A 13,595-nucleotide genomic window follows, 5' to 3' on the forward strand; every position below is an offset into this window, starting at 1 on the left:
GTGATCAGTGAAAGCGCTCGGCGCTGTAGGGCGCAGGGTCGGTGAAAGGGTTTTCGCCGGTCATCATTTCGGCCAGCAGGCGACCGCAGACCGGGCCTAGAGTCAGGCCATGGTGGGCGTGACCAAAGTTGAACCACAGGCCTTTATGGAGACCGGCCGGGCCGATCACCGGGCACATGTCCGGCAGGCACGGGCGGCGACCGAGCCAGGGCTCGGCATCAACCCGTTCACCCAGCGGATACAGTCGCTGGGCCCGCTCTTCGCAGCGGCGCAGCTGGATTTCATTGATCGGGTCATTGCTGTCTGCGAACTCGATCCCTGTGGTCAGACGGATACCGCCCACCATGGGGGCCAGTACATAACCGCCCACCGAATCAAGAATCGGGTGCTGCATGGTATGGCCGTCCTTGGCCGCGTAATGCATGTGGTAGCCGCGCTTGATCGCCAGCGGGATGCGATAACCCAGGGGTTCGAAAATCTCCCGCGCTTGGGGCCCTAGGGCGACCACGGCTTCATTGCCGACAATCAGGCCCTTGTTGCTTTCGACCTGCCATTGCCCGGCCGTGGCCCGCAGGCGGGTGGCATCGCCGGTCACAAAGGTGCCGCCGCGCTTGATAAACAGTTCGGCGTAGCCCCGGGTCAGGCCGCCCGGATCGCTGACGGTCTTGGGGTCGAGCCAGTGAATGCCGCCGATGACATCCGTGTGCAGGCCCGGCTCCAGGGCGTGGACTTGCTGCTCACCCAGCACCCGGTAGTTGAGCTTGAACTCGCTCAGGGCCGCCGCGTCACGCTGGGCTTTTTCGAAGTCGTCCGGGGTGCGGTACACCTCGATCCAGCCGCTGTCGTCAATCAGTCCGGTCACGCCCGCAGGCTCGGCCAGCAGGTCGTGCTCGGTCACGCATTTTTCAATCAGCGGCAGCATGGCCCGGGTGGCTTTGGCCAGGCCTTTGACGCCGGACTGCTGCCAGTATTTCATCAGCCATGGCCCGGCCTTGGGCAGGTGCTTGAGGCTGTAGCGCACGTCGGATTGCTGATTGAGGCCGTAGCGCAGCAGGCGCGAGAGTTCACGGGGGAACGAGTAGGGGATGACGCTGGCGCGCTCGATCAACCCGGCGTTGCCGTGGCTGGTGCCGCTGCCGGGCGTTGCGCGGTCGAGCAGCACCACGCTGCGACCTCGGGCCTGGAGTTGCAACGCAGTACTGACGCCGACGATGCCGGCACCCAGAACGATAATGTCGCAATGCATAAACAAATCCTTAAATCGGGGGCCGTGTTCACAGCCCGGACAATGGGCTTACTGCAAATGGCGGCCGAGGCGGCCTTCGATCAGCTTCAGGCTGCGGCGCACCACTTCCACGATCAGCAGGTACAGCACGGCGGCCCACAGATAAATCTGGAAGTCGAAGCTGCGCGAGAACGCCATTTTGGTGACGCCCATCAAGTCATAAATGGTCACCAGCGAGGCGATGGCGCTGGCTTTGATCATGAGGATCAGTTCGTTGCCCAGCGGGCCGATGGCCACCAGCAGTGATTGCGGCAGGATGATTTTGCGAAAGGCCGTCCAACGCGACAGGTTCAGCGCCTTGCAGGCTTCACGCTGGCCCTGGGCCACGGCCAGGATGCTGCCCCGCAGGATCTCGGCCTGGTACGCCGCCGTATTGAGGGTGAAGGCCAGCAGGGTGCAGAACCACGCATCGCGGAAAAACCACCACAGGCCTACGTCTTGCCAGAAGCTTTTGAACGAACCGAGGCCGTAATACAGCAAAAACAATTGCGCCAGCAGCGGCGAGCCACGGAAGAAGTACACATAGGCGCCGGTGAAATTGCGCAAAAAACGGTTGCTGGACAAACGCCCCAGGGCAATCAGCAAGCCCAGCAGGGCGCCGAGGGTGAACGAGATCGCCACCAGCTTGCCGGTCACCAGCAGCCCGTCGATAAAGCGCGGGCCGTAGCGTTCCAGCAGGTCGGGGTTGAGAAACATGTTTTGCAGGTCCGCCAGGCTCATGGCTGCACGCTCCGTTGGTGGCGGCTGAAGTAGCGTTCAAGGAAGCTGAACAGCCGCCCCGAAATGGCCGAGAAAAACAGGTAGCCCAGGCAGGCGACGCTGTAGAACAGCATCGGGTCCTTGGTCACGCTGACCGCCAGGTTGGTCTGACGCATCAGGTCCACCAGCGAAATGGTCGATACCAGCGAGGTGTCCTTGAGCAGCGACAACCAGTTGTTCGACAGGCCGGGCAGGGCGATGCGCGCCAGTTGCGGCAGCACGACCTTGCGAAAGGTGGTGAATTTGCTCAGGCCCAGCGCCGAGGCGGCTTCGAACTGGCCCTTGGGGATGGTTTTGAACGCGCCTAGCCAGATCTCGCTGGAGAAGGCGGCAAACACCAGGCTGAAGGCAACCATCGCGGCCACGAAGGTATTGATCGTGACCTGTGCGTCGTAGCCCATCATGGCGAGGATTTTTTGCGCGGCGATCTGGCATCCGTAATAAATGATCAGCAGCGTCAGCAGTTCCGGCAAACCACGGAACACGGTGGAAAAGGTCGTTGCCCAGGCGCGCACCCAGCGGTTTTTCGAGCGTGCCGCCACGGCGACGGCCAGCCCCAGGGGCAAACCGATGGGCAGGCAGCTCAAGGCCAGGGCAATGGTCACCAGCGCCCCGGCGAGCAGCGCCGAGCCCCAGCCGCCACTGGCGAAAGAAAGTAGTGAGAGTTGATCGAGCATGCTCGAATCCCCGGGCAAAATTAGGCCGAAATTCAGCCGCCGCGCACGTTATGTGCGCAGGGCAGGGTCATGGGCAGGGAGGCCCTCAAACGAGGGCGGGCGACTCAGTAAATATTGAAGTCGAAGTACTTGCTGGAGATTTTCTGGTAAGTGCCGTCTGCCACGATTTCGTCCAGCGCCTTGTTGAAGCGCTCGCGCAGGGCGTTGTCGCTCTGGCGCACGGCAATCGCCGCATCGGCATCGGTGCCGTTTACGTCACCAATGATTTTGCAGCAGTCGTCGCTGGCCTTGTTGATCCATTCCAGCAGCGGGAACTTGTCGGCGATCACTGCATCGACACGGCCGTTTTTCAGCTCGGCGTTGGCCTCGTCCAGGGTCGGGTAAAGGTTGAGTTTGGCGCCGGCTTTCTCGTAGTGATCTTCGGCGTAGATGCCTTGGGTGGCTGCGCCCTGGGCACCGATGGTGCGGCCCTTGAAGTTGATCTGGGCATCGGTGATGTCAGAGTCCTTGGGTACGGCGATTGACAGCGGGGTGCGGTAGTAGTGATTGGTGAACGCGATTTTCTTTTTGCGTTCATCGGTCACGATCATCGAGGCCACGATGGCATCGTATTTTTTCGCCATCAGGCCTGGAATGATCCCGTCCCAATCCTGAGCGACGATCGTGCACTGCGCATTCATGCGTTCGCACAGGGCCTTGGTGATGTCGACGTCAAAGCCGGACACCGTGCCGTCCGAATTGGTGGTGTTGAAAGGAGGGTAGGCGCCTTCCGTGGCGATAGTCAGCGTATCGGCGTGAGCGTTGGCAGCAACGGCTGCCACCAGTGCACAAGCACTTGCAAAGCGAATGACGTATTTCATCTAGCACCTCGTTTTATTGTTTTGATCCGGGTGAGGATGTGTAGCCCACGAACTCATTGTGTAAGGCCGCGGTTGCCTCAAGACGCTTCTCGACGTCCGGCCCCAGTTGTTTGCACACTTCATTGATCAGCAGATGCACCAGCGACAGCATTGCCGCGGTGGATTCCCAGAACAGGTTGAACTCGGTGGGTACGCGGAACACTTCATTGGCGTGCTGGTCAGCCCAGTCGCAAAAGGTATCGGTGATCAGCGTTACCGGGATCCCTGCTTCGCGCGCCTTGCGGCACAGCAACTGGGCGTGGCGCGAGTAGCGGCGGGCTTCGAACACCACCAGCGCGCAGTCATCGGCCGGGCACAGCAACACGTCGGCGTAATGCCCGGCGGCGCCGTCCACCAGTTGCACACCATCGCGCAGGTATTGCAGCAAATGCACCATGGAGGCGGCGATCCCGCGCTCGGTCTGGAAGCCTGCGACAAACACCTTGCGCCGGGTGGCCAGGCGTTGGCTGACGGTGCGCCACTCAGGGGTCAGGCTGTATTCGTAGACCTTGACCAGTGCGCCGACTTCCAGCTCAAAACTGCGGGGCAATGCCTGCGGGCTCTGGCTCGACTGCAGGCGAAATTCTTGCAAGCGGTCGCCCACCAGCCACGGGCCATCGCCCAGGTCGTCCTTGAGATCGTTTTTAAGGTCTTTGAAATGGCTGTAACCCAGTGAGCGGCAAAAGCGCCCGACACTGGATTCGCTCACCCCCAGTTTGCTGGCGATGTCGGCAGCAGTCTGAAAAGGCAGCTCGTAAAGATTGGCCAGCATGTAGCTGGCAATCGCCCGGCCCGAAGGTGCGGCGGTTGACAGACTGCTTTCAAGGCGTTGTTTAATCGGCTGGCTCACGACTGCTTCCTGTTTTTATTTCAGCGCGATGCAGAAAGTGAATGTTTTCTGTCATTAAGTCAACAATTGACAGATAACTGTCATCGCTGGATAGTTTGCCACGCACAATAACAATCAGACTGGAGCGCCAGAATGTCTCAGCCCGTCACCTCCACGCAGGCCCCGGAGTCGCTTTCTCTCGGTGAATTGACCACCTTGCTGCAACAGATTTTCGAACGTCATGGCACCTCGTCAGCGGTCGCCGGGGTTTTGGCCGACAACTGCGCCCGTGCTCAGCGCGATGGTTCCTACAGTCATGGGGTGTTCCGTATTCCGGGGTATCTGTCTTCGCTGGCCAGCAACTGGGTCAATGGCCAGGCTGTCCCGGTGGTCGAAGACGTGGCCTCTGGCTTTATCCGCGTGGACGCGGCCGGTGGCTTTGCCCAGCCTGCATTGGCGGCCGCCCGTCAATTGCTGGTCGAGAAGGCCCGCAGTGCCGGGATCGCGGTACTGGCAATTCGTAACTCGCATCACTTTGCAGCGCTCTGGCCGGACGTTGAGCCTTTTGCCGAAGAAGGTCTGGTGGCCTTGAGCGTGGTCAACAGCATGACCTGCGTGGTGCCCCACGGCGCGCACAAGCCTCTGTTTGGCACCAACCCGATAGCCTTTGCCGCGCCCTGTGCCGACGGCCACCCGATCGTCTTCGACCTGGCCACCAGCGCCATTGCCCACGGCGATGTGCAGATTGCCGCGCGCAAGGGGCATATGCTGCCGGCCGGGATGGGCGTGGACAAACATGGCGAACCGACAGAGAACCCTAAAGAGATTCTGGACGGCGGTGCCTTGCTGCCGTTTGGCGGCCACAAGGGTTCGGCGTTGTCGATGATGGTTGAGCTCTTGGCCGCAGCGCTGACCGGAGGCAACTTCTCGTTTGAGTTCGACTGGTCGAAACACCCGGGTGCGCAAACCCCGTGGACCGGGCAATTGCTGATCGTGATCGACCCCACTAAATCCGGCGGTAACAGCTTCGCCCAGCGCAGCGCAGAACTGGTGCGGCAGATGCACGTGGTTGGGCTTGAGCGCATGCCGGGTGATCGACGCTTTATCGAGCGTGCCAAATCGCAGGAGGCGGGTATTCCGATGGGGGCAGAAGAGCTGGCCAAATTGCGCGCGTTGGCGGAATAAGCCCAAGGCACTGTTTTAGTGCCTGCCCAACCTGTGTGCACTCTGTGGGGGCGATAGCATCACTCGGTTTGATCAGACAAACCGCAGTAGTCGTATCGCGAGGCAAGCCCGCTCCTGCAAGGTGCCTTGATTAACCTTTCTTGGCACGCCTCCTGCTATGACTTCTACCGAGTAGAAGCGGTCAGCACATTCCCAATCCTGTGCCGGGCATTGCTCTTGCGACGTTGTCGCACACCCGTGATGCGGGTGCCTGAACCTGGCTATTGGCAGGGCGGGAGAGTAAGCGTGTGGCCGGTGTATTGACCTCGCGTGTCGCCCCCTCCCAACCGTTCACCTCGTTCTGTGCCTCTTGCATCGCGGCTACCTCTGTGTGGTTCTTTTGCAGGAGCAATACCCATGTCTACAGCCAAGGTTTGCCGGTGTCGAGCGGCGCTGGTGTGCGCGTTGCTGATCACGCCTCTGGCCCAGGCCAGCGATAAAATTGTGTTACTCACGTCCTGGTACGCGCAGGCCGAGCAGGGTGGTTTTTATCAGGCCGTGGCTGAGGGCTTGTACGCCAGGCAGGGGCTGGACGTGACTATCCGCATGGGTGGTCCGCAGGTCAATGGCATGCAGTTGCTGTTGAGCAGGCAGGCCGATGTGATCATCAATTACGACCTGCAAGTGCTCAAAAGCATGGAGCAGCAGTTGCCGGTGGTGGCGGTTGCTGCCGCGTTTCAGGGCGAGCCCCAAGGGCTGATGGCGCATGCCGATGTCGCAGACCTGACCCAGCTCAAGGGCAAGCACATTCTGGTTTCGACATCGGGCCAGCAGACCTGGTGGCCATGGCTCAAGCAAAAATACGGGCTCGACGAGTCTCAGGCCCGACCTTATACCTTCAATTTGCAGCCTTTCCTCAACGACCCCAATACCGCGCAGCAAGCGTATGCCAGCTCTGAGTTGTTTCAGGGGCGCAAGGCCGAGCAGGGCGCCCGCTTTTTTTTGTTTGCCGAGGCGGGCTATCCGCCTTACGGCTCAACGCTGGTGACCCGGCCTGACGTTATCGAGCAGCGGCCAGAGGTGTTGCAGCGCTTTATCGAGGCCACGATGCAAGGCTGGCGCAGCTATCTGGCCAACCCGGCGCCGGGGAATGAGCTGATCAAGCAGGCCAATCCGAACATGAGCGATGAACTGCTGAGTTGGGGCGTCAGTACCCTCAAGCAGTACCGGCTGGTGGACGGCGGGGATGCGCAGACCCAAGGCATTGGCGTGATGACCGATGCCCGCTGGCAGGCGACCCGCGATTTCATGGTTGAGGCCGGTTTGCTCAAGGCCGACGCCGATTGGCGCAAAGCCTACGACACCCGTTTTGTGAAAGACCTGAACGTACTGCCGTTGGCCCAGAGCCAGGCCAGCCAATAACCGACTGCCCGTGATCCGGTTTCGCAGAAGACCGTTGCCGCCAAGAATTGAGGAACTCCACCATGCTCGTCACTCAACAACCTGTATTGCGTCGTTTCTGGTATGCCCTGATGCCCGTGTCTGCCCTGGAGGCTGGCCCGCAACCGTTCACCTTGCTCGGTGAACGGGTGGTGCTGTTTATGGGCCGACAAGGCCCGGTGGCGCTGGCCGATCGCTGTTGCCACCGCACTGCTCAACTGTCCAGGGGCTGGGTAGAGGATGGCGTGATTGTGTGCGGCTATCACGGCTGGCGCTACGACCAGACCGGCGCCTGTGTGTGCATTCCGCAGCAGGCCGATGGGGCACCTATCCCCGTCGGGGCCAGAACCACGGCCTATCACTGTCAGGAGAAATACGGCTACGTGTGGGTATGCCTTGATGAACCTTTGCAGCCCATTCCTGTGTTCGAAGAGGACGGTGCGCCGGCCTACCGCAGGATCTTCCAGTTCTACGAGCAGTGGAAAACCAGCCCACTCCGATTTATGGAAAACTCCTTCGATAACTCGCACTTTTCCTTCGTGCATAAAGCCAACTTCGGGATGCTCAATCAGCCAAAGCCATCCAAGTATGAGTTTGTGAAGAAAGAGTGGGGGTTTGAAGCCGAAACCATTGTGCCCATCAACAACCCGCCAGCCGGGCACCGGATTACCGGCAGTGATGCGCCGACCACCACCCGGCACCTGTTCAATCGCTGGGACCTGCCGTTCGTAAGGCGTTTTGGTTGCACTTACCCTGACAGCGGCGTGCATCACATCATCTATAACTGCGCCACGCCGATTGACGACAAAACTATCCAGTTAGTGCAGTGGTTGTATCGCAACGACACGGAAGCCGAGTGCACCAGCGCCGAATTGATTGCCTGGGATGCGCCAATTACCCGCGAGGACCAGGACATTCTCGAAGCGACTGACTACGACGCGTGCGTCGATACGCGGCGGCGGGTGGAGTTCCATATGGAGTCCGACAAGCCGGGGCTGATCATGCGCAAAATGCTGTTTGATCTGCTGCAGGCCCACGGTGAAGAGGAGCAATTCCGTCCCGCAGGAGCAGCACTATGAACGCCGCCCTGCACATGGAACGTCCTCAGGCAGGCGTGCAACCTCCGGTATTGCTGGCTAATCAGGTTGAAAAAACCTACAGCAACGGCACGCATGCCCTGCAACGCTTGAAGTTGAGTATCGGCCGTGGTGAGTTCGTCTCGCTGCTCGGCCCCTCAGGCTGCGGCAAAAGCACGTTGCTCAAGATGTTTGCCGGGTTGGAGCAACCCAGCGCAGGCCATGTGCGCTGGTGGGGCAAGGGCGACATTCGCCAGGCCGAAGCTGAGCAAAAAATGGCCATGGTGTTCCAGGAAGCAACACTGATGCCCTGGGCCACCCTCGCGGCGAATGTCAGCCTGCCGCTGGACCTTTGCGGTGTGCCCGTTGCAGAGCGCGGGCCTCGTGTGCAGGCGGCGCTTGATCGGGTGGGCCTCGGCGAGTTTGCCGAGGCCTATCCACGGGAACTGTCGGGTGGCATGCAGATGCGTGCTTCGATTGCTCGCGCTCTGGTCACCGAACCGAATGTGTTGCTGATGGACGAACCCTTCGGAGCATTGGATGAGTTCACCCGCAACCGCCTCGACAGCGATTTGCGTGTGCTGTGGGTCGAGCGCGACCTGACGGTGGTGTTTGTCACGCACAGTATTTATGAGGCGGTATTTCTGTCATCGCGGGTGGTGGTGATGGGCGCGCGTCCGGGGCGAGTGCTGGCGGATGTGGCGATCGAGGGTCCGACTGTGCGTGACGAAGCGTTTCGTACCTCGACCGGGTTTATCGCCCAGTGCGCGCAGTTGTCTGCGCTGCTGGCACAGGCCAATGGTGAAATGGGTGCTCAAGGAGGCGTGGCATATGGACACTGAACCCAAGGCGTGGATGGCCAATCCGGCGTTGCAGAAAATCCTCGCGCCGTTGCTGGTGGGCGCTCTGCTATTGGGGCTTTGGCAATTGCTGTGCGTGGGGTTGAACGTGCCTGTGTATTTGGTACCGAGCCCGCTGGATATCGGCCAAACGCTGATTCAGGACGGGCCGCTGCTGATGGGCGCGTTGTGGGTCACGCTGAAGATCACGTTTCTGTCGTTTGCCTTGGCCGTGGTGTTGGGAGTGATGGCAGCCTTTGTGTTTGTGCAAAGCCGATGGCTTGAAGCCAGCCTGTTTCCTTACGCGATCCTGTTGCAGGTGACCCCCGTGGTGGCAATTGCGCCGCTGATTATTATTTGGGTCAGCAACACCACGTTGGCCCTGGTGATTTGCGCCACGCTGGTGACGGTGTTCCCCGTGATTTCCAATACCGTGCTGGGCTTGCGCAGCGTTAATCCGGGGTTGCTCAACCTGTTTAAGCTCAACCGGGCAGGACGCTGGCAAACCTTGTGGCGCCTGCGCATCCCCAGTGCCTTGCCGTATTTTTTTGGTGGTTTACGCATCGCCAGCGGGCTGGCGCTGATTGGCGCAGTGGTGGCCGAGTTTGTCGCGGGCACGGGTGGCACGGGCGCGGGTTTGGCGTATCAGATTTTGCAGGCTGGATTTCAACTGAACATCCCGCGGCTGTTTGCAGCGCTGGTGTTAATTGCCATGACGGGCATTCTGCTGTTCAGCCTGATGGCCGTACTGGCGAAAATGTGCATGGGGCACTGGCACGAAAGTGAGCAGGGTTAACCGATGACAGGGAGTAAGAATGCGATGACGGCTGACACCTCTTGCTTGATCCGCAATGCCGTGCATGTGCTGACCGGGTTGCGCGGCGCCGCAGCCCGGCACCACGGGCCGGATATCCGTGTGCTGGATGGGCGCATAGTGGCGATGGGTGCGCTGACACCTTTGCCCGGCGAAACCCGGATTGATGCCCGTGATTGCGTGGTGTACCCGGCGTGGGTCAATACGCATCATCATTTGTTTCAATCATTGCTCAAGGGTGAGCCCGGGGGGGTGAATCAGAGCCTGACACCTTGGCTCGCCGCCACGCCCTACCGTTATCGCGGTGCCTTTGATGAACACAGTTTCCGGCTTGCCGCGCGTATTGGCCTGATCGAGCTGCTGCGCTCGGGCTGCGCGACGGTGGCCGATCATCACTACCTGTACTACCCCGGAATGCCCTATGACAGCGCGGCGATTTTATTCGAGGAGGCCGACAAGCTCGGCATGCGCTTTGTGTTGTGTCGCGGTGGCGGCACCCAGACCCGGCAGTTGGAAGCCGACTTGCCACAGGCGTTACGCCCCGAAAAGCTCGACGACTATCTGGCGGATGTCGAACGTCTTGTGGGGCTGTATCACGATCCGGCGCCGGATGCCTTTCGCCGTGTGGTGATGGCGCCGACCACTACCTTGCATTCAACCACTGCGCATGAGCTGCGGGAAATCGCGAGGGCGGGGCGGCGGTGGGGGTTGCGTTTGCACAGTCATTTGTCCGAAACCGTCGATTATCTGGATGCGGCCAGGGCAAAGTTCGACATGACCCCGGTGCAGTTTTGCGCCGAGCACGATTGGTTGGGGGCGGATGTATGGTTTGCGCACTTGGTGAAGTTGCTCCCTGAAGAGATTCGCCTGTTGGGCCAGACCGGGACCGGCATCGCCCATTGCCCGCAAAGCAATGGGCGGTTGGGCAGTGGTATTGCCGACATCGTGGCGCTGGAAGCAGCCGGGGTGCCGATTTCCATTGGCGTCGATGGCGCAGCCTCCAATGAGGCGGCGGACATGCAGTCCGAGGCCCACGCGGCATGGCTGCTGCAACGCGCACGCAAGGGCGAGCAGGCCCGGCCGCGTTATGCCGGGGGCACATTCGAAGGCGGCGCCGATGCCGCCAGCATTGAAGACGTGGTGCGCTGGGGCACGGCGGGTGGTGCTCATGTCCTGGGGTTGCCTGCGGTAGGCACTTTGGCGGTGGGGCAGGCGGCAGATATCGCGATTTACCGATTGGATGACCCGCGTTATTTCGGCTTGCATGACCCGGCGATTGGCCCGGTCGCGTGCGGTGGGCGAGCGAGCTTGAAAGCGTTGCTGATCGGTGGCCGGCAAGTGGTGACGGATGATCGGATACCGGGGCTGGACATGGCTGAGCTGGGGCGCGAAGCAGCGAAAGCGGTGCTCGATTTACAGCGTCGGGCGGGTTAATGCTCCAGCCCCACAGGAGCGCTTAGGTCAAAAACTGTCGAATCAGCTGCGGGGTATACCCGGTCCAGCGTTTTAGTGCGCGGCGAAAGTTGGCCGGGTCGCTGAAGTTGAGGTAATCGGCCACCGCCTCGTTGCTCAGCCCCTTGATCTGGTACAGGTACAGCGCCATATGCTTGCGCGCCTGGTCCTGCTGGGCCTGGAAGTGCGTACCGTGCTTGTTCAGTTTGCGCTTGAGGGTGGCCTGGCTCATTGAAAAATGCTGCGCCGCCTGCTCAAGGCTGGGGGCGTGCTGCGCATTGTCGCGCAGGTACACATACAGCCGGTCCAGCAGGCTGGCGCTGAACCCCAGGTCGTGCAACTGCCCCTGCGCCTGTTGGTAGGCCACCTGCCGGGCAATGGCCGAGGCATTGGGCCAGGGACGGGTCAGGTACTCGCGGGGCAGGCGCATCAGGTTCAGCTGCGCGTCAAATTGAGTGTTTTCCCCCAGGTGTACCCAGTACTGCTCCACATAACGCGGCTCGGCATGGCTGAAGCTGCATTCCCATGGCAGGCGCTCGCCGCTGAGCCACTGACTCATCGCCTTCAGGGCCGTCATGCTGGCTTCCACGACAAAGCGCAGTTGCTCACGGGCGCCGCAACTGTCGAGCCAGTACACGTAGGCGTATTTGTCGTCCAGCAACAGACGCGGCGTCAGCAAGGGGCTGAGCAGGGCCCTATGGTGGATCAGGGTTTCCAGTGCCTGATGCAGATTCTGGGCCTGTTGCAGGGCGTGGCTGGCGGGGCCGTAATGCCCCGGCCACAGACGCTGGCCAAACAGGAAACTGCTGTCATCGGCTTCGAGCAGGCGCTGTGCGTTGGCAATCAGATCAAAGCACTGCTGCGGGCTGAGTCGCGTGTGCCCGGCCACAATATCGTCGTAAAACAGCCCGGTGCCGCGCAGCAGGCGATGGCTGTCGATATCCCGGGACAGTGCCAGATCAATCAGCGCTGCAGGCTGGTAATGCCCGGCGATAAAACGGCTGTCGGCTTCGTACCACGGGGCATCGAGGGTCATGCCCGTTTGCTCCGGGGCGGCTTGGCGCGCACCAGCGCCAGGTTCAGACGTTTGAGCAGTTCATCGGGTGTCTCATTGAGGGCCATCACCACGGCGGTGCTGGCCGACAGGTACACCCGCTCACCATGCTGGCGGGTCTTGTGGGCCAGGCTCTGGACGGCCTGTTGCAGCTCCAGCGACAGCAGACGGGCCTGGCTTTCGCCGGTATTGGGCAGCACCACCACAAAGCGGTCGCCGGCCAGTCGGCAGAGCAAGTCGTGACGGCGCAGGTTGAGCAGCAGTAACTGGCTCAGGGCTTGCAGCACGGCGTCACCTTCAGGGTGGCCGTAGTGCTGATTGACCGCAGTAAAGTCGTCGATATCCAGCGCCAGAAGTGACAGCGGCTGTTGTTGCTCAAGGCTTTGGTTCAGGCAGTCGCTGACCTGGCGCTTGAGGTACTCGGCGCCGCCCAGCGGGGTCAGCTTGTCGAACAGGCGATGCTCGCGAAACACCCGCTCGCGCTTCTCCATTTGCTGGTTAATGGCCTGCTGTTCGCGGTGCCAGTGGAACAGGCCGACAGTCAGCAAAATCATGCCGACAGGCATGGGGCCCGACTCGATCCAGTGATCCCAGCCGATGTGCTTGGGCAGGCGGATGAATTCGTCCAGCACGTCGATCCACCAGGAAAAAAACATGAAGCACAAACCGCTTGCCAGGTAGTTGGTGACCCGCCCGGTCGGTCGGCTTTTAAGCACCAGGCCCAGCCAGAACAGCATAAACAGGGCTGTGCCGCCTTCGCCGACTATATCCAGCCATTGCCATTCGCTGAAGGTTTTGGGCGTACCGAAGGCCAGGTTAAGCAGCAGCCCGAGATGGGTCGCCAGCACGAGTGACGCAAGCTTCCAGCGATGATGTTGAAGAACGTTTAACCAGGTCATGAAAGCTCTACCCATACGTATTACCGGTCAGCAGAACAGAGGTGTGTGACAGCGATATGACGGGGTGTGCGGGTCAAATCAGCTCAGGTGTCTTGAGCAAAAAAGGCCCAAACAAGCACTCTGCTTTTGTAGCCGCTGCCGCAGGCTGCGATGGGGAGCGAAGCGCCCCTGCGTTTATGGAGACAAAGGCAAGGCCCTGCGGGCCTTATCGCAGCCTGCGGCAGCGGCTACAGGTTTGAGAGCGATTTGCGCAGGAGTCATATCAGCTCATTTGCGCCTGTTATACCGCTCAAAACCCTCTGTTCCGGGCGTTTAGCCGAGCACTGTCACCGCACTGTCATTCACCGCCCCTAGCGTTCGCTCCCAAGTTGCCGGGCCATTTGCCCGGCCTGAAGTGCGTTTTTGGGG

At 60.7% G+C, this 13,595-nt stretch carries 13 protein-coding genes; 6 read left to right on the forward strand and 7 right to left on the reverse strand.

Translation table 11 applies throughout. From position 1 onward, the window contains the following. Window positions 1–4: 4 nt before the first annotated feature. From BLW11_RS13420 to BLW11_RS13440, 5 genes are all read right to left on the reverse strand, one after another. A complete protein-coding gene (locus BLW11_RS13420) occupies window positions 5–1,246 on the reverse strand; it encodes an NAD(P)/FAD-dependent oxidoreductase (RefSeq protein ID WP_048358280.1) in 1,242 nt (413 codons plus the stop codon). 48 nt (window positions 1,247–1,294) lie between these two features. Next, window positions 1,295–2,005 (reverse strand): ABC transporter permease, encoded by a 711-nt coding sequence (locus BLW11_RS13425; protein ID WP_048358279.1) that lies wholly within the window; start codon window positions 2,003–2,005, stop codon window positions 1,295–1,297. After that, window positions 2,002–2,721 carry an ABC transporter permease gene (locus BLW11_RS13430; RefSeq protein WP_048358278.1) on the reverse strand — a complete coding sequence of 240 codons (720 nt, stop codon included), beginning with the start codon at window positions 2,719–2,721 and terminating at the stop codon, window positions 2,002–2,004. The genes BLW11_RS13425 and BLW11_RS13430 overlap by 4 nt, the downstream gene beginning before the upstream one ends. A 104-nt stretch (window positions 2,722–2,825) precedes the next feature. Next, window positions 2,826–3,581, reverse strand: a complete 756-nt coding sequence (locus tag BLW11_RS13435; protein ID WP_048358277.1) for a transporter substrate-binding domain-containing protein — start codon at window positions 3,579–3,581, stop codon at window positions 2,826–2,828. Window positions 3,582–3,594: 13 nt separating this feature from the next. Then, on the reverse strand, window positions 3,595–4,470 hold the full coding sequence (locus BLW11_RS13440) for a MurR/RpiR family transcriptional regulator (protein ID WP_048358276.1): 876 nt from the start codon (window positions 4,468–4,470) through the stop codon (window positions 3,595–3,597). Window positions 4,471–4,602: 132 nt separating this feature from the next. Here BLW11_RS13440 and BLW11_RS13445 point away from each other — a divergent pair, with 132 nt between their 5' ends. From BLW11_RS13445 to BLW11_RS13470, 6 genes are all read left to right on the forward strand, one after another. Then, window positions 4,603–5,634: an Ldh family oxidoreductase gene (locus BLW11_RS13445; protein WP_048358275.1), complete on the forward strand. Its 1,032-nt coding sequence runs from the start codon at window positions 4,603–4,605 to the stop codon at window positions 5,632–5,634. A 396-nt stretch (window positions 5,635–6,030) separates the two neighbouring features. Further along, on the forward strand, window positions 6,031–7,035 hold the full coding sequence (locus tag BLW11_RS13450) for an ABC transporter substrate-binding protein (protein ID WP_048358274.1): 1,005 nt from the start codon (window positions 6,031–6,033) through the stop codon (window positions 7,033–7,035). Window positions 7,036–7,097: 62 nt separating this feature from the next. Further along, window positions 7,098–8,132, forward strand: a complete 1,035-nt coding sequence (locus BLW11_RS13455; protein WP_048358273.1) for an aromatic ring-hydroxylating dioxygenase subunit alpha — start codon at window positions 7,098–7,100, stop codon at window positions 8,130–8,132. After that, window positions 8,129–8,971 carry an ABC transporter ATP-binding protein gene (locus tag BLW11_RS13460; protein WP_048358272.1) on the forward strand — a complete coding sequence of 281 codons (843 nt, stop codon included), beginning with the start codon at window positions 8,129–8,131 and terminating at the stop codon, window positions 8,969–8,971. Before BLW11_RS13455 ends, BLW11_RS13460 begins: the two co-directional genes overlap by 4 nt. A gap of 64 nt (window positions 8,972–9,035) precedes the next feature. Then, window positions 9,036–9,764 (forward strand): ABC transporter permease, encoded by a 729-nt coding sequence (locus BLW11_RS13465; RefSeq protein WP_338152523.1) that lies wholly within the window; start codon window positions 9,036–9,038, stop codon window positions 9,762–9,764. Between the two features lie 24 nt (window positions 9,765–9,788). Continuing rightward, window positions 9,789–11,216 (forward strand): amidohydrolase family protein, encoded by a 1,428-nt coding sequence (locus BLW11_RS13470; RefSeq protein WP_048358271.1) that lies wholly within the window; start codon window positions 9,789–9,791, stop codon window positions 11,214–11,216. Between the two features lie 22 nt (window positions 11,217–11,238). Here the strand turns inward: BLW11_RS13470 and BLW11_RS13475 are convergent, their stop codons facing one another. Together BLW11_RS13475 and BLW11_RS13480 are read right to left on the reverse strand one after the other, a co-directional pair. Then, complete coding sequence (locus BLW11_RS13475) at window positions 11,239–12,270, reverse strand: AraC family transcriptional regulator (RefSeq protein WP_048358270.1); 1,032 nt, start codon at window positions 12,268–12,270, stop codon at window positions 11,239–11,241. After that, entirely contained in the window at window positions 12,267–13,187 is a 921-nt protein-coding gene (locus tag BLW11_RS13480) for a GGDEF domain-containing protein (RefSeq protein WP_048358269.1), read from the reverse strand. Before BLW11_RS13480 ends, BLW11_RS13475 begins: the two co-directional genes overlap by 4 nt. Window positions 13,188–13,595: the final 408 nt, after the last annotated feature.

The organism is Pseudomonas deceptionensis, assembly GCF_900106095.1.
Classification (GTDB): Bacteria; Pseudomonadota; Gammaproteobacteria; order Pseudomonadales; family Pseudomonadaceae; genus Aquipseudomonas; species Aquipseudomonas deceptionensis.